Below are 16,628 nucleotides of genomic sequence, written 5' to 3'. Positions count from 1 at the left end.
ATTTATCGTCTTCGAAATGTCTGCCTCACAGTATCCGGTTCTCAAGGTCCCTAACCTGCATAAGACCTGCTCTCTTTGGTCTTATCAGGGCTTGTGTTTGCTTTCGAGGTCTCCCCCGAAGCGCAAGGCGGTACTCTACCCCCTTAGCGGGGACAGGTCAAGGGGTTTGAGGGGAAAACGTTGCAAACTTTTTCCGAGCGACAAACGCTTCCCAAACATTTAAACCCCACGTTTTTCCAGTTCGTGAACTGATTTTTAATATATTTGCGCGAATTTTGCGTACGCATGTGTTATGAAGAAAACATGAACGAATTCCTGCTTTACGCCTCACACTCATAACGACTATCTTCTTACGTGGTTAGCTCTCAACACTTTCATCGTGAAATTGGCTCTCATACGCCACAAACTCATGCGTCACATGTGCGCTCATTGGGTGAAAACGAATGTTTACTAGTTTTATACTTAAACGAGTAAATACTCGTTTAAGTAGCATATGTGCAGTTCACAGTGGAGTGTTTAGACGGGAACCACAATGATAAACGTCGTTGTACCCGCTTCGCTTTGCGCTGAGATGGAGCCACCATGTGCAACGACAATCTCCTTAGCAATGGCAAGCCCCAACCCCACCCCGCCCTTATTGCTGGAACGTGCAGTATCTTCGCGAAAGAACTTTTCGAAAATGCTTTGAAGATGCACCGGTGATATCTCGCGTCCTTGATCGGTGACCGAAAACGTCGCCTTGTGTTCATCGATACGTACGCGAACAATCACGCACGTATTCACATCGGCGTACGCAACGGCATTCCGCATAACGTTCGACAACGCGCGTGCCATCTTGTCGGGATCGATGAACAGCGTGAAATCGTCAGGCACGTCAACATCGATGGTAACATCCTTCGCATTCGCTTCTGGAAACAACTCGTCAGCAACCTGCTGACACAGAAGCTGGGCCGAGATGCGCTGCCGTTCAACGGGAATCGCCTGCAGGTTGTAACGAGTTATCTCGAAGAATTCATCAATCAAATCGTCAAGGCGCTCCGCCTTCGAAAGTGCGATACCTGCATATTCAGCACGAACGGTGCGAGGAATATCAGGTGACTCCTTCAAGAGCGTCAGATAGCCAAGCACTGAAGTGAGTGGTGTTTTGATGTCGTGAGCCAAGTAGGCAACCAGCTCGTTTTTTCTCGTCTCAGCAGCGCGCGTAACCCGCTCGTCAGCAAGCGAGCGCTCGCGCACTTCCAGCAACTCAGCGCGAACGATGGCTAAGCTATCAGGAAGGATTATTTTTGCCTCGCGATCAGCAAACAGCGCCGTAATCGCACAGGCAAGATCATCGAAGCGCTTTACGGACGAACGCATAACCACCAACGCCATACCCACGCAACCAAGCAGGTAGATTCCCAGAAGAACCACCCATTTTAAGCTGCGCATAGCGTAGTACGGACCGAGATTGCGCACATTGTAGCCACCACCCTCGACAGGAAGGGCCTGTAGCAAATCGCTCTGTCGCGCATCGGCGAACTCGATTTGCAACGCCACATATTCATCTTCGGAATAATACGTCCATGATGATGTCAGATTCGCAATGCGTTCTCCGAGATCATCGAAAACTGTCGTATCGAGAGCAAGCGCAACCGCGGCAAACAACACCGAATACACCGGCAGTGATACGAGTAGCATTCCGAACAGGCGACGCTGCAAAGCTTGTGCCTGCGCGCTGCGCAGGCGGCTCACCGCTTTATCCCTAAATCGGGCAAGGAGAAACCAGGAGTTGTAGAGCCTGAAACGTGAGGGTTCGAAGCAGAAGAATTCGAAGTTCGGGGCATAATTTTGTACCCCACACCCCACGCCGTTTCCACGAAGCATTCCGACCCGTCAACTTCGGCAAGTTTCTTGCGAATGCGGCGCATATGCACCATAACCGAATTTGCAGACGCGGCCACGTACGGTTCGTTCCATACAGATTCAAATAAATCTTTTGTGGCAACCGGCTTGCCTGCATTGCGAACGAGCGCCGCCAAGATACCGTATTCCTTCGGTGTGAGATGGAGCGGCTCACCATGTAAGAACGCAGTATGTGCACCCAAATCGAGCTCGATACCATGTGCCCGCAGTACGTTATCATCGCAGTGCGCCCCATGAGTCGCTCGGCGCAAGCGGGCACGCACGCGGGCGACCAGTTCGCGCGGTTTAAAAGGCTTCGTCACGTAATCATCGCCACCGAGCATAAGCCCGACCACCTTGTCAGCTTCCTCATCCTTCGCTGAAAGGAAAATAATAGGAACATCGGAAACTGAACGCAGACGAGTGCACACCTCAAGCCCATCAATGCCGGGCATCATTACGTCAACGATAAGCAGATCAAACCGTTCGATCGAGAACAGCTCAAGCGCTGATGCACCATCATAGCGGGCGCATGCCTTCATGCCTTCATTCTCCAACAGCTTGACCACTAGATCGGCAATAGCTATCTCATCATCGACCACCAGAATACGCGCTGCGCTGTTTTCTGCCACCTTCTCCTCCGTTTCAGGCAAGAAGGACTGCTGAGTTCATCTGCCGGACATCACTGACCACAGTCATGATCCGTGCGTCCTTGTGCGGACGCACGGATCATGTCGGTTGTCTTCTCGCCACAGCCAGTATACCCAAGCAGTCGCACAGCTCGATGAGTGCCACGAAATGGTAAGGATAATGTAAGAGTTGCTCTCTTTCCCTCATTTTCTCGTTCTCTCGCGCTCTCGTTCTCTCTCGCTACTGGCCGCATTCCCCGCCGCTTTCCATAGCGAGCGTACTCCGTTAAGATGATGCGACGAAGTGAATGTGGCACGATTACGAGGAGAGGCGAGGCCGATGACACTGGTGGGAATCATATCCGACACGCATGGACGCTTGGATGCAGCAGCGGCGAGTGCAATGGCGACGGCTGACTATATCATTCATGCAGGAGACATAGGAGATCCAGGAATTCTCCGGGAGCTCGAAGCGCTCGCACCCACCACGGCAGTACTCGGCAACAACGATTTCGGCGAGTACGGGTCAAACGTCAGATCGCGCGCCTGTCCTGTGATCGACGGTGTGCGTTTTTTAGTGGCCCACTATCCACATGACGTACGCATAGGCTTCGGCGGCGCGAAACTGGCACCGGGCGAACCGATTCCCCGCGTGTGCGTGCACGGACACACGCACACCCCCCGCCTAGACACGGGTGCTGCTGCCCGCCCCGCCGATTACGTGATCTGCCCTGGGTCGGCATCACGGCCACGCGGCGGCATGAGCCGAAGCGTTGGATTTGTGCACGTACATGACGGACACGTTCTGGGCGTACGCATCGAAACGCTGCGTGGTGCAGTCATCATGCAAACGGGCGAAATGTGGTAGCAACAAACACGAACAAGTACGAAAACGCATAGCGAGATTCGACGTGAAACTCGACATGTAACCGCGTTACCGCTTCGTGCAGCAGCCGCGTTACCGCTTCGTGTATCTACTGCGCAACCATCGCGCTCGACGTAGCTTCCCCGGTGACTTCATCCGACTCATTGGGTACAATTCTGCAACGACGCACACCGGCCGATACGTGGGGAGGCGGCCCTGGGTGCCAGTCATATCGCAAGCGAACCGGAAGGAGTCCAATGCACAACGACCTTCAACCCGCAAGCGCGCTTACCTCGCCACGCTTCTGCAACACCGGCACATTCATGCGCATTCCGCGCATAGCCGACGTCGAAAACCCCGACTTCGCCATTGTAGGTATCCCGTACGACTGCGCCTGTTCATACCGCACGGGCGCGCGATTCGGACCGCAGGCAATCCGTGCCATATCGGCCATGATTAAGCCAGCAAACGCCATCATGGGCGTGAACGTTCTTGAAAACTTGCACGGTGCTGACTACGGAGATGTCGCCATCACACCCGGCTACATCCATCCCACGTACGAAGCGATTGAACGCGAGATCGGCGCGCTCATAGATCGAGACATCTTCCCGCTTGCCCTTGGCGGCGACCACTGCATCACCTTAGGCGAGCTGCGTGCCGTTGCCAAGAAGCACGGCCCTGTGGCACTCGTGCATTTCGATTCACATACCGACATCTGCGACGAGGTGTTCGGACAGAAGTACAATCACGGAACGCCATTTCGCCGTGCACTGGAAGAAGGACTTATCGACGTGTCGAAATCCATCCAGGTAGGGATGCGTGGTTCGCTGTACTACCCCGACGAGCATGACCTTTCCCGAAAGCTTGGCTTCGACATTATCCCAACTCACGAGATGCGCGAGATCGGATTGAAGGCCGTTATCGAACGTATCATTAAACGCGTGGGCGACTCACCTGTGTTTCTCACCTTCGACATCGACTTCGTTGATCCGGCGTATGCACCGGGCACCGGCACACCTGAAGTGGGCGGCTGGACGTCGTGGGAAGCACTTGCACTCGTGCGTGCGATGCGCGACCTTAATCTCGTAGGCATGGACGTAGTGGAAGTGTTGCCCTCCTTCGACCACGGCGAGATCACCGCATACCTAGCAGCGAACATTGCGTTTGAGGCCATAAGCATCCTAGCGGTACAGAAGAAAGAAGGGCGCCGCTAACACCCGTTGCGGCGCACGATCGGACGTTGCTTACAACGCCACGATGCGCACCAACGTCGAAAAAGCGCGTCTTGCAGCCTTACAGCAGGGCGCGCTCCCATTCCGCTTCACGGAACCCCACGAGCACGAAATCGTCACCAACAACAAGCGGGCGCTTCACGAGCATGCCGTTCTCGGCGAGAAGTGCGCAAGCGTCGGCATCGTCGAGGCCCGCATCGAGCAGCGCTTTAATATTCCGCTCGCGGTACAACATGCCACTCGTGTTAAAGAACCGCCTGATGGGCATGCCGCTGCGCGCATGCCATTCGGCAAGTTCAACCGCAGTTGGATTGTCATCAACGATATGCCGATCTACGTAAGCGACACCATTCGCATCAAGCCATGCCTTCGCCTTCTTGCATGTCGAACACTTCGGATATTCGAGGAATAACACTTCGCCCATATTCGCCCCTTTCTTTCGCTCGCTACTTCCTGGCGCTCGCAAGGAAAAACAGCGCCATGGTTCCTGGGCCGGAATGGGCGCCGATGACTGGGTCGACGTAGTTGATAACCACATCGCGCACGCCAAAGCGCTCTTTCACCTGAGCAGCCACGTATTCAGCATCTTCCAAACAGTCGCCATGAGTGATAAACACCATCTGCTCGGATATGGGCGCGATGGCAGTTTTCTCCATATGATCGACCAGCGCATTGAGTGACTTCTTGCGACCACGAACCTTTTCCAGCGGAATAAGATGACCTTCATCGTCAACATGCATAACAGGCTTGATATTCAGCAGCGTGCCCGCCCACGCACTCGTGCGCGACACACGCCCGCCGCGGAACAGGAACATGAGGTCGTCAACAGTGAACCAATGAGCCAAATGGAGCTTGTTTTGTTCCACCCACTCGTGCACGGCTTCAATACTTTTACCAGCTCGCGCATGCTGCACCGCATGCCACACAAGCAATCCCTGCCCGCCTGAAGCCGCCAACGTATCACACGTGAGCACGGTACGGTCGGGATACTCGGCGGCCAGCTGGTCGCACAGGAGACTGATAGCTTCGTACGTACCCGATAGCCCGCTGGAAAACCCCAGGTACAACACATCGCGACCCGCCGCAAGCAAGCTACGGATAAGCGTTTCAGACTCCGACAAGTTGGGAAGCGACGTAGTGATCACCTTACCTTCGCGCATCATCGTATAGAACTGCGCGAGATCGGTGCGTTCTCCCTTCAGATAGCTATAGCGCTGCTGGCCATCGACAAGGAACGTCAGGGGAAGTATATGGAGCCCAAACTCGTCGATCATGTCCTCAGTCAGATTACAGCACGAATCAGTGACGATCTCGAAGTTCATACGCTTCCTTTCCCTTCAAGTGTTTTTTTCGTCGCACGGAATGACTCGTCCACATGACGCCACAAGCGCTACTCCGCCTTACACGTATGCGCGGCATTTTCCGCAACGGAGCCCACCCCGCACACCGCTTACGCGGAGCAAGCCTTTGCATTGTACGCCTTGCACCAAAGCATGCCCAGAAGCATTTTCTGCCAAATTGACCCGCTTTCGATAGGAAAGGGATATATTGTTTCGTATCTGTCACGCATGCCCTGTTTTCAACCAGTTGCCAAGTGATAACCACTTCGAATATCCAATCGGCAACTAATCGGAACAGCCGAGGATACGTGAGGTGGCTGAAATAGCTGAGAACGAGCGAGAGTAGACGGGTTGTTTGGAAACCGTGTAAAGGACGCAAATTTGTTTTCACGGTGTTATCATCTTGACATCGTTCGTCTGAAGCGACTCGTTGTATGCCAGCCGTTTCGGGGCAAACAAGAACCGACAGAATCGGGAGTAAACGCACTATGAACGAAATCAGTCCAATTGCTGACGGGATTTCCCGTCGCACTTTTCTGAAGGCTTGCGGTATTGCCGGCGGAACCATGTTGTTCCCTTGGCTAGCATATGCCTCCGAAGCCGAAGAACTCGAAGCGCAAGCGTCAAGCTTGGAAGAGACAGCAGCTGCCAAACAGGCTGAGGTCGATGCATTGGCCGCTCGCCTCGATGCTCTGCAAACTCAGCTCAACGAAGCGCTTGAACGCTACACCGCCGCCGACGAGGCCCATACGGCCGCAGTCGAAGCCATGGAGGCTGCGCAGGAGCGCATTAAAGCTGCAGAAGAGCGCTTAGCTGAGCTGCAAGAGCGTTTAGGTAATCGTGCCTCTGCAATTTACCGTGAAGGCGAACCTACTGCGCTGAATGTTATCTTCGGATCACAGTCGTTCGAAGAGTTCGTAACAAACTGGGACGCTGCACAGCGCATCGCCAAGCAAGATGCCGACTTGGTTCAGGAAACCAAGGACGTGAAGGCCGAAGCCGAGGCTGCGCATGCTGAATACGCGAAGCAGGAAGCCATCGCTGCCGAAGAGCTGGAAAATGCCCGCGTAGCGAAGGAAGAGGTGGAAGCGACGCAAGCATCGCTGCAGGCCGAGTACGACTCCATGAGCAGCGATTTGGCCGCTCTACACAGCGAGATCGAGCAGGTGCGCATGAGCGCCGAAGAAGCTCGTCAGAAGGAAGAAGAAGCCAAGGCACTAGCTCAACAGGCATTGGCTCAACAAATGAGCGGAGGATCATCGGGTGGCGGTGGCGGATCGAGCGCTGCAATCGCGTCTCCAGGCAGCTCGAGCGCTGCATCAAATGTAGGTGGTTGGGTGAACCCTGCCCCCGGCTACGGTGTCACGAGTGGGTTCGGTTGGCGCAGCTTGGGTGACTTCCATTTGGGTGTGGACTTGGGTTGTCCTTCTGGCACCACAATATGCGCTATGGCGGCTGGCCGCGTAACCACTGCAGGCTGGTTTGGTTCGGGCGGTATCGCCGTTACTATCGACCATGGTGGTGGTATCGTGTCGTGGTACTTGCACAACACAAGCACGCTCGTGTCCGTTGGGCAGCAGGTATCGGCTGGTCAGCCTATTTCTATCTCTGGCAACACTGGCTACTCTTTCGGTGCGCATCTTCACTTCCAAATTAACCTGAACTCTTCAAACGGCGTCAACGGTAGCGCCGTCGACCCACGAACCTACTTCAGCTGGTAAGCCAATCGGCAACCCGTTGCGCACGTGAACCCGGGAGGAATGCTCCCGGGTTCTTTTTTTGTTGCACGAACAACAGGTGACAACAATTGGTTCGAAAACGGTATGTATTCATTCTTAGTACTTGACATTATATAGTAGCATGTTTAACATGCTAGCTAACAAAGGGAACCACCCTCAAGCTCTTAGCGCATGACGAGAGGAGGCAGATGAACGCGCAATTCAAGAAAGGTGTTCTCGAACTGCTCGTTCTCGAATGCGTACGCGCACGAGACATGTACGGTTACGAGCTTGTCGAAGAGATATCAAGCACCATCGACGTGAAAGAGGGCACGATCTATCCTTTGCTCAAACGCCTTACCAACGAGCGGTATTTCGAAACCTACCTGAGAGAATCAACCGAAGGCCCACCGCGAAAGTACTACCACCTAACAGCAGCGGGAGTGCTGCGAGCCGGCGAGCTACGCCGCGAATGGATGGAATTCCAGCATGGAGTCAGCGAGTTTTTAAAGGAGCACGAACATGCGAAAAACTGAGTTCCTCACCCGTCTTCAAGCAAGCATTGCCGTGCTGGAAGACAATGAGCAGAAAGACATCCTCGACGAGTACTCGCAACATATCGACATGAAGGTAAAAGAAGGAATGAGTGAAGCCGAGGCGATTGACGATTTCGGCCCAATCGATGAGCTGATCGAGGAAATATTGGGAGCTTACCACGTGAAAGCGGCAGCAGCTGACGTGGCAGCCGTTCAAAAGAAGGAGCATGTTACCGAGCAGGCCGCGAGCGCGGTCGCCGATGTGGCAAAAACGGGATATACCGAAGTGAAAGGATCAGTTCGCGAGTTTTTCACGAATGCCAAAGAGGTGACAGCAGGTGCTCGCGCGTCGATATCGAGCGCTACGGACACACTTCGCGACAAATGGGAAGTGAGACGCGCTACCCGCGACACGCAACCGTACCAGTTACAGCAATCGCACCAGCCGCACCGTCCCCATCGGCCCATCGCCTCAAAGGGAGTTCTCGGTCTGTTGAGCGGTGCTGCATCGCTCACGTGGCGCGCCTGCAAAACGGCATGCCGCTGGATATGGAATACCTGCGTAGCAATGACAGCGGCAGCGCTTGCCGCCATGGCGCTTTGTCTGCTGTTTGCGTTCGGATTCTGCCTGGTGTTCCTGCTGCTCGGCTATCCACTGGCTGGTGTGGTCATCGCATCGCTTGGCGGCATGGTGGCAACGCTGTCACTCACCGGGCTTGTGCTCATGCTTATTCGCAGACGCCCCATAAATAAGCCGCCTTGTGAACAACGTGCTTGCACACACACGACACAGCCTACAGACGAATCAAACCCAACAACCGATGTCGAAAGCGAGTACGATCCAAACACAGCAACTCGGCCCCTCGAAACCCGGCCCTTTGAAAGCGAGGCGATAACTCATGCGTAACAAGCCCCTTGCCATCCTGCTTGCGGGAACTCTTGCCGGCACACTCGTGGGAGCTATCGGCGTGGGTGTGGCGTTTGCCGAATACATGAGCTTCGACGTGGACACAACGTCGATACCAGCTGAAGGTGAACGCATGACGAAAGAGGAAACGTTCGAGCTTAACGAAGACGAAACCGTCCTGATAGCCAATGATGATGCCGGCGTCGTTTTCGACGACACCATCGCGCCCGGTACGGTTTCCGTATCGGTTGAATACAACAGCGCTGCCACATCGCCAATCATCAGCACAGACAAATACCCACAGGAACAAACCGTGCTGGTAAGCGTCACGATCCTTCACATTTACGACTCTTTGGATCAGATGATTACAAACAAGGACATCATACTCGACAACCTGAAGCGTCACGTGCTGGTTGTTCCCCAGGTCGACGATGGAACAACCATCACCGTGAAAGCGAACCCCACTGACAAAGACCGCGTGAAATACTACAACGAAATCGAGTCCTATACGAGCAATTCGTATGACAGCAGTTATGGTTACAGTTCCGGTAGCTACACGAATAGTCCGAACAGCTCTAGCACAGAAAGTCCCGATAATCCGGAAAGTCCTGACAGTCCAGACAGCTACAACAACCTTGAGAGAAGCACTGATTAAAGAACCCTTACAACAAATCGCTCGGGTCGACATCGACCGCGACGTTAATCGCCTTGTACGCCTTACGTGCGCGGAACAACGGCTCGATAACGCGGGAGATGTCGGCTTCGAGCGGACATTTCACCACCACATGCCAGCGATACGAACCGCGCAGCTTCGATAGCAAACAAGGACCTGCTGGCAGCACCATCCAGTTATCTCCCCCGAAATCGCGGACTTGCTGCTCAAGTGCCTCTTGCAGCACTCGTGCCTCGTATGCCACGGCACTTTCGTCATTGCCCCAAACCAGCACATTTGCCATGCGTACGTACGGCGGATACCCAAGCATGCGGCGTTTGGGCAACTCGTTTCTCAAAAACAGTGCTCGGTCGTAGCGAGCAGCGGCGCGTAGGGCCACGTTGTCAGCCTCGTAGGTTTGCACCATCACACGCCCCGGCAAGTTTGCTCGTCCCGCCCGACCGGCAACCTGTTCGATCAGCGCGAACGTACGCTCAGCGGCACGATAGTCGGGCAGATGTAGCTGCGTGTCGGCATTGATGACGCCGACCAGCGTCACGTCGTCGAAATCAAGTCCCTTTGCGATCATCTGCGTCCCCAACAGTACCGCCGCATCCGCCGCGGCGAACTGTTCGAGCAAGCGCTGATGCGCGCCTTTCCCTGATGTGGTGTCGGCATCCATACGCACGATGGGCACGCCTGGCCCTACGCCTGGCATAGCATCGAGCAATGCGCGTAGTTCTGCTTCAACCCGTTGGGTTCCTGCGCCAAAACGCTTAAGATACGGACTTGCGCAACGCGGGCACACGGGCGGAGAAGGCACCGTATAACCACAATGATGACAAACGAGCTTGTTTCCTGTCTCATGAAACGTCAGCGATGTTGAACACGACGGACACTCCGGCACAAACCCGCACTCACGACACAGTAAAAACTTCGCGAACCCGCGCTGATTTAACAGCAGCACCGCCTTTCGGCCGCAGACAAGCTCCGCAGCAAGCGCCCGGGTAAGACGACCCGAAAACATAGAGCGCGACCCACTTCCGAACTCCTTCGCCATATCGATGACGTCGATTTCCGGCAGAGGCTTGCCGTTTGCCCGCTCGGGCAAAGAAACTCGGTTCCACCCGTCGCACTTCGCGCAGGCATACAGCGTCTCAATGGAAGGAGTCGCCGATCCTAACACCACCACCGCGCCCGCACGTCGAGCCATCCAGCAAGCCACGTCGCGCGCATGGTAGCGAGGCGCACTATCCTGCTTGTATGAGCCTTCGTGTTCCTCATCAATGACAATGATGCCAACGTTTCTCAACGGTGCGAACAGCGCGCTGCGGGCACCAACCACCACGCGCGCTTGTCCACTGCGAATGAAATCCCATTGGTCGAAACGCTCACCTCGACTCATGCGCGAATGCATGACGGCAACCGTATCGCCGAAGCGGCCACGAAAGCGAGCAACTGTTTGCGGCGTGAGCGATATCTCTGGAACAAGCACGCATGCCGTGTGCCCGGCAGCAAGCGCAGCCTCGATGGCCTGCAAATATACTTCGGTCTTACCCGACCCGGTAACGCCGTCAACCAGCACCACTTCCCCCCGTGCTCGCTTACGTGCCGCGTCGATCGCTGCAAGAGAAGTAGCCTGACCAGCAGTGAGCGGCGGTTTCGCCGAGGGCGTGAAGGGTGCCTCTGGTATGGGCGCTTGCCTACTTGCAGAAACGCCGCGCATCCGCCGACGGCGCTCGATACGTACCACGCCCTGCTTCTCGAGAGACTTTAGCGCCGCGGAAACTGCGCCGAACTCGGTAGCCAGCTCGGCCACACGCACATCGCCGCTGCATAAGGCACTCACGATTGCCGCCTGCTTCACCGCATTGTGCTTCGGCTCGAAACCCGTATACGAAGGACCGGGCAACACCCACCGGTCGTCAACTTCGCCGATAGCGGGCTGCTCAAGCCGCCAGTACGGCCCGCTCTCGCCGCATGTTCGCACCACGCGCGGCACCCCTCCGGGTGGCGCGAACAAACGCGCGCACGCCGCAAGCGGGGCAACGTAGCGATTTGCCATCCAGAAGATACACGCAGCACCTTCTTCATCGAAGTATGGGCGACTCACCGCACGAATAATGGGCTTGAGCTTCACGGGGTTTACGCCGTCGGGAAGTTCACCGTACTCACATTCTTCAATTCGGGCAACAAAACCCACAACCTGCCGACCACCGAACGGAACGAGCACAGCGCATCCCACGCATACATCGAAACTATCGGGAAGCTGCGCGACATCTTGCTCGTTACCAGCATGTATCGGGGGAAGCGGAGCATAATCTTCGCAGCCGTCGCAGCCGTCGGGCACAAGGTAGGAATAGGCACAGTCGAGCGCCTGCGTGGGAATATCCAGAATGACCGAGGCGATTCTCATACAATCCTACACCATCTTCTCAAACGCGACCCGCTCGGGAGTAGCACCCTCAATATGCGACATATATACGATGCCACAACGATGATACCCACACCTCTCAAGCAGCCCCAGCATGCGCACATTACCAGGATGTGTGTCAACACGCACACTTACGCACCCCTGCTCACGGGCAAGTCCTTCGGCGTAGTTCAGCATTGCCTTTGCAACACCCTGCCTCGAAAATGCATGCACCACGGCAAAGCGGTGCACAACAGCATACTGCGGCGCAGACGAGGACGATGAAGTCAGCCACGCGCCCTCAATGGCATCGTAGTCCGGCTCGCCTGAAAAGTCGATGACCGCCGTAGCCATGATACGCCCCGATTCCTCATCGATAGCCACATGCGACCTGCGAAGCCGAAGGTCAAGCTCGATCAGCTCGCGTTTGGGGTTACCACCGCTCCACTGGTCAATACCCAGCTTCGCGATGGCTGCGCGCCCGTCTGCAATGACTGCAAGAACACTGTCGAGTTCGCCCTGTTCAGCTTTCCTAAACCGCATCTATCCTTCTTCCCTCATCAACCCTCATCAACGTCGTGCGGGCCATCTCATTCGGATATAATGCCGACTAATTCGCATTCAGCCCTTCCCGGCTACCCGGAAAGCAAAAGCGCCCCGCAGGGAGGCGCTTTGAATTCACCTGAGCGGAGCCGAAACACCCCGCCGTTCTTCCGCGCTCAGCCGCGCTTGATTGTGCTTCTAGTCGATTTCGTCGAACTCGAAGTCATCAGCATCGCCGAAGCCCGAGAAGTCCTTCTCGACAACAGATGCAACAGGTGTGGCAGCTGCAGGAATAACACCAGCTGTCGCCTGAGGAACCGTATAGGCAACGGGCGCGTCAGCAATGGGCGCCTGACCTGTCGCCAAAGCAGGCAGCTCGGGTTCTACGTCTGCACGCGCAGGAGTCAAACGGGCGTGAGCGCTTGCAAGCGGGTTGGTTCCGCCGATTTCTGCCAAACGACGCGAAGCATCAGTGATGAAGTCGGTGAGCATATCTTGGTAGTCGCCACGGATTTCCTCACGGCTGTCCTCCAGCTGCGAGATGGCGTCTTGCACCTTCTGGCGCTCGATCTCGGCCTTATCGAGGATACGATCGCGCTCGGCACGGGCGTTCGCCACAATGTCAGCCGCCTCGCCCTTCGCGTTGGCGATGATCTCGTCAGCCGAACGCTGCGCGATAATGAGCGCCTGCGAGATAGCATTGTCATCGGCGCGTTTTTCCGCGAGCTGGCGTTCGAGTTCAGCAATACGAGCATCCTTTTCGGCTTCACTCTCGCTGACAACAGGAGCAGCCGGCGCAACCTCAACCGCAACAGGAGCAACCTCTTCAACCACTTCGACTTCTTCCTCAAGCGGCTCGATCGTAGCCGGGGTGTCGAAACCATCGAAGCGATTCTCGTCTTCAACGTAGCTGTTCTCAAGCTGATCTTCAAGATGCGCGATCAAACCATTCATCTGATCGATCTCGTCGGCGACGCGCTCAAGAAACACGTCAACTTCGTCGACATCGTAACCCTTGCGATCAATAGAGAAGCTTTGATTGTGAATGTCTTCGGCCGTGATTGCCATCTGATGTTCCCTTTCGTCACGCGCAACACCCCGTGGTTACGCGAATGGCCATGCTAAAGCAGACGAGCGATAAGGCTCGCTCCAAATTGTAATACAAGCAGCGCGATAATGGGGGTAACGTCCACCATACCTCCAATAGGGGGTATCAAACGCTTGAACAGGTTCAAATACGGATCGCACAATTTGCCGAGTGCCGCATAGATATCGGCTATTACCCCGCTCGGTGACGGAAACCACGAGAACAGCACGTACACCACAATGGCGAGACTGTAAATCTCGGCGACGGACACAATAAGACCACTTAGCATAATGCAAGCTCCTTCGAACGCGCGACGGCCGCATCCACTCCGGCCTGGTAAGCTGTAGCAATGTTTTCCCTGTTCATAGCATCGAGCGCAGCTAACGTCGTACCGCCGGGGCTACATACCGCAATTCTTGTCTGTTCGGCGGTTTGCCCCCGCTCGTTCATGAGTTGCGCCGTTCCCAGTACCGTTTGCAAAAACAACGCCTCGGAAAACGCCGGATCAAGACCGTGCTTTTCTCCTGCATTGCGCACCATCTCGATCATGGAAGCAACATAGGCCGGACCCGACCCGCTAATAGCACCGATAGCGTCCATCGATTTTTCGGGAACCACAAACGCACGGCCTAAACATTCGAACAGCTGCTGAACAAGCTGCACGTCGTCATCGCTGCATTGCGAGCCACCACATACGCCGCTTGCCCCCTGCCCCACCATGAGTGGAGTGTTGGGCATAACACGTACTAAGCGCGCATCATGCGGTAATCTCGTTTCCAGGCGCTCAGTCGAAAGACCTGCAGCAATACTCACAAACAAAGGACCTTGTGCACCACCGGCATAGCGATCCTCGCTGCGGATCTCATCGAGTACGCTCATCATCACCTGAGGCTTCACTGCAAGAACAACCATATCGGGTACAAAAGGCACCTGTGAAGCCGCCTCCACACACGAAACGCCGTAGTGCTCGGACAGATATGCACGCCGTCCACTCCCCGGATCGGCGATACTAAACGACTCTGGAATAAGATGAGCGGCCGCATCTCGAGTGCTAGCAATCCAGCCACCAAAGATGGCTTCTCCCATCTTGCCACCGCCGATAACGGCAATCCGGCGCGGCGTACGCGCCATGCTAGATCACCCCTTGGTTGCGTAGGTCGGTCCGCTCGCTTTCCGACAGCGCCGCGCCCTTCGTGAGAGCAAACACTTTGTCGGCAATGCAATCAACGCTCGCATCGAGCGCGCTCGCGACGCCAAACGAGAAATCCAGCAGCCGCTTCACCAGCGGTTCAGGGGTGTTGCGCAACGCCAACACCACCGCATCGCCCGCTTTCAGGCTTTTCGCCACACGCTCAGCCTCGCCGTAACTCATGGGTTTGATTACCGTCACCGAACGCGTGGGAACGTGACGCGCAGCGCCCGATCCCGAATACGCCTCGTACGGATCGAAGCCGCGCGAGCTGCGCTTTTCCGACGTCGAAGGTGTAGGTGCAGCCGCTGACGCGGATGCCGCGGCAGCTTCCGCCGTTGAAGCGAACAAGTTGTCAAGGCTCTCCGAACGCTCCCTGCCCGCCATAGCCTTGGCTGATATCGCCTGCGCTTCTGCAATGGAGTCGGCCGTTGAGGGCAGCGTACCGTCAATCACCGTGCGATTGCCGCGAAACGCCCCGATACGAGTGGCTGCCGGAGAGGTTACGTGGCGCGGCGGCAACGGATCGCGATTCAGGGAATCGGGAACTTGCGTACGTGCACGCACGTCATCGATAGATACCAAACGCGGACGCGATCCCGAACGTGAGTACGCCGAAGCTGACCGCGTGCTCACCGTGTGATGAGGCTCATAGCGGGACGCCGCATCGTCAGCGGGCTGACCATAGCCACCGTCGCCGTATTCGCCGTAATCATCGTAGTCAGCACCGTAATCATTGTAGTCGTCGTAATCGTCATCGTAGTAGCCATCATCGTAGGATTGACGAGACGAAAAACCGAACTTGGCCTTGATGCCGTCCAGCATGCCGCCGTCCGACAGTGACATCTTTGGCAGATCCATGATAAACCTTCGCTTCGTTCGAATCGATGCGCACGGTGCGCGGAAAAGCCCATCGCGCGCAGACGGAAACGCTGCTACACGACGTCGAACTCGTCGCTGAACAGCGCACGACCAATGCGAATAATGGTAGCGCCCGCTGCAACAGCTTCGCGCCAATCTTCGCTCATGCCCATAGAAAGATCATTGAACGCTTGGAAATCGGGGCCGGTGAGCTGCGATCGAATTGTTTGATGCAAGCTCGCTAGACCATCGAAGGTCTGGCGAGCCACCGAAGCGTCACCTTGCGGAGCCATGGTCATGAGTCCCCGCACACGCACGCATGGCAGCTGCGTGCAAAGGGCGACCATATCGAAGACGTCATCGGGCGCAAGCCCGCCCTTGCTTTCCTCCCCCGAAACGTTTACTTCGATGAGCACATCCTGCACCTTGCCCAACGACGCCGCCGCATCGTTAATCTTGCGTGCATGGCTCTCATTGTCAAGCGAATGAATGAGCGAAGCGCACCGCACAATATCGGGGATGCGTCGCGACTGAATATTCCCGATAAAATGCCAGGTTTCGTTGGGAAAGACATCGTGTTTCGCCATGATGGCGTCGGGGCGGTTTTCTCCGAAGTCATGCGCACCAGCCCGCACCGCCAAAGCGACATCATCGGGACCAACCGTCTTCGATACCGCCAACACCCGCACCTCCGATGCGTCACGACCCACCGCCGCACAGCATGCAGCAACCTCGGCGAGCGTCGAGTTGTATCGCTGGGCAAACCCCATAC

Annotated in this window: 17 protein-coding genes; 6 read left to right on the top strand and 11 right to left on the bottom strand. The window is 55.8% G+C overall.

Features of this window, described 5'->3' with window-relative positions:
* Positions 1–516: 516 nt before the first annotated feature.
* Positions 517–1,734 carry a sensor histidine kinase KdpD gene (locus tag G7Y43_RS04330; protein ID WP_165044445.1) on the bottom strand — a complete coding sequence of 406 codons (1,218 nt, stop codon included), beginning with the start codon at positions 1,732–1,734 and terminating at the stop codon, positions 517–519.
* Complete coding sequence (locus G7Y43_RS04325) at positions 1,731–2,516, bottom strand: response regulator transcription factor (protein WP_241158155.1); 786 nt, start codon at positions 2,514–2,516, stop codon at positions 1,731–1,733. The genes G7Y43_RS04330 and G7Y43_RS04325 overlap by 4 nt, the downstream gene beginning before the upstream one ends.
* A gap of 337 nt (positions 2,517–2,853) precedes the next feature.
* Between G7Y43_RS04325 and G7Y43_RS04320 the strand changes: the two genes are divergently transcribed.
* Positions 2,854–3,381, top strand: a complete 528-nt coding sequence (locus G7Y43_RS04320; RefSeq protein ID WP_165044443.1) for a metallophosphoesterase family protein — start codon at positions 2,854–2,856, stop codon at positions 3,379–3,381.
* Between the two features lie 254 nt (positions 3,382–3,635).
* Entirely contained in the window at positions 3,636–4,592 is a 957-nt protein-coding gene (gene speB, locus G7Y43_RS04315; RefSeq protein ID WP_165044441.1) for an agmatinase, read from the top strand.
* Positions 4,593–4,671: 79 nt separating this feature from the next.
* Here the strand turns inward: speB and G7Y43_RS04310 are convergent, their stop codons facing one another.
* The gene (locus G7Y43_RS04310; RefSeq protein ID WP_165044439.1) at positions 4,672–5,034 is read right to left on the bottom strand and encodes an arsenate reductase family protein; all 363 of its coding nucleotides are present in this window, start codon (positions 5,032–5,034) and stop codon (positions 4,672–4,674) included.
* A gap of 22 nt (positions 5,035–5,056) precedes the next feature.
* A complete protein-coding gene (locus G7Y43_RS04305; RefSeq protein ID WP_165044437.1) occupies positions 5,057–5,932 on the bottom strand; it encodes a DegV family protein in 876 nt (291 codons plus the stop codon).
* A gap of 506 nt (positions 5,933–6,438) precedes the next feature.
* Between G7Y43_RS04305 and G7Y43_RS04300 the strand changes: the two genes are divergently transcribed.
* From G7Y43_RS04300 to G7Y43_RS04285, 4 genes are all read left to right on the top strand, one after another.
* Positions 6,439–7,671, top strand: a complete 1,233-nt coding sequence (locus G7Y43_RS04300) for a murein hydrolase activator EnvC (protein WP_165044435.1) — start codon at positions 6,439–6,441, stop codon at positions 7,669–7,671.
* Positions 7,672–7,877: 206 nt separating this feature from the next.
* Positions 7,878–8,204 carry a PadR family transcriptional regulator gene (locus G7Y43_RS04295; protein ID WP_165044433.1) on the top strand — a complete coding sequence of 109 codons (327 nt, stop codon included), beginning with the start codon at positions 7,878–7,880 and terminating at the stop codon, positions 8,202–8,204.
* Positions 8,191–9,111 carry a DUF1700 domain-containing protein gene (locus G7Y43_RS04290; protein WP_165044431.1) on the top strand — a complete coding sequence of 307 codons (921 nt, stop codon included), beginning with the start codon at positions 8,191–8,193 and terminating at the stop codon, positions 9,109–9,111. Before G7Y43_RS04295 ends, G7Y43_RS04290 begins: the two co-directional genes overlap by 14 nt.
* The gene (locus G7Y43_RS04285) at positions 9,104–9,766 is read left to right on the top strand and encodes a hypothetical protein (RefSeq protein ID WP_165044429.1); all 663 of its coding nucleotides are present in this window, start codon (positions 9,104–9,106) and stop codon (positions 9,764–9,766) included. The genes G7Y43_RS04290 and G7Y43_RS04285 overlap by 8 nt, the downstream gene beginning before the upstream one ends.
* A gap of 7 nt (positions 9,767–9,773) precedes the next feature.
* Here the strand turns inward: G7Y43_RS04285 and priA are convergent, their stop codons facing one another.
* The 7 genes from priA to G7Y43_RS04250 all read right to left on the bottom strand — a co-directional run bounded on the left by priA (position 9,774) and on the right by G7Y43_RS04250 (position 16,626).
* Complete coding sequence (gene priA, locus G7Y43_RS04280) at positions 9,774–12,179, bottom strand: primosomal protein N' (protein WP_165044428.1); 2,406 nt, start codon at positions 12,177–12,179, stop codon at positions 9,774–9,776.
* Positions 12,180–12,185: 6 nt separating this feature from the next.
* Positions 12,186–12,719 (bottom strand): GNAT family N-acetyltransferase, encoded by a 534-nt coding sequence (locus G7Y43_RS04275; RefSeq protein ID WP_165044426.1) that lies wholly within the window; start codon positions 12,717–12,719, stop codon positions 12,186–12,188.
* A 198-nt stretch (positions 12,720–12,917) separates the two neighbouring features.
* Entirely contained in the window at positions 12,918–13,787 is an 870-nt protein-coding gene (locus G7Y43_RS04270) for a DivIVA domain-containing protein (RefSeq protein WP_165044424.1), read from the bottom strand.
* A gap of 53 nt (positions 13,788–13,840) precedes the next feature.
* Complete coding sequence (locus G7Y43_RS04265; protein ID WP_165044422.1) at positions 13,841–14,095, bottom strand: YggT family protein; 255 nt, start codon at positions 14,093–14,095, stop codon at positions 13,841–13,843.
* Positions 14,089–14,937 carry a pyrroline-5-carboxylate reductase gene (gene proC, locus G7Y43_RS04260; RefSeq protein WP_165044420.1) on the bottom strand — a complete coding sequence of 283 codons (849 nt, stop codon included), beginning with the start codon at positions 14,935–14,937 and terminating at the stop codon, positions 14,089–14,091. Before proC ends, G7Y43_RS04265 begins: the two co-directional genes overlap by 7 nt.
* A 1-nt stretch (position 14,938) precedes the next feature.
* A complete protein-coding gene (locus G7Y43_RS04255) occupies positions 14,939–15,856 on the bottom strand; it encodes a cell division protein SepF (protein ID WP_165044418.1) in 918 nt (305 codons plus the stop codon).
* 74 nt (positions 15,857–15,930) lie between these two features.
* Entirely contained in the window at positions 15,931–16,626 is a 696-nt protein-coding gene (locus G7Y43_RS04250) for a YggS family pyridoxal phosphate-dependent enzyme (RefSeq protein WP_165044416.1), read from the bottom strand.
* Between the last annotated feature and the right edge of the window lie 2 nt (positions 16,627–16,628).

Source organism: Adlercreutzia sp. ZJ138 (genome assembly GCF_011038935.1).
In the GTDB taxonomy this organism is placed as follows: Bacteria; Actinomycetota; Coriobacteriia; order Coriobacteriales; family Eggerthellaceae; genus ZJ141.
The sequence above is the reverse complement of the archived record's forward strand: the minus strand, read 5'-3'. Positions and strand labels throughout refer to the sequence as shown.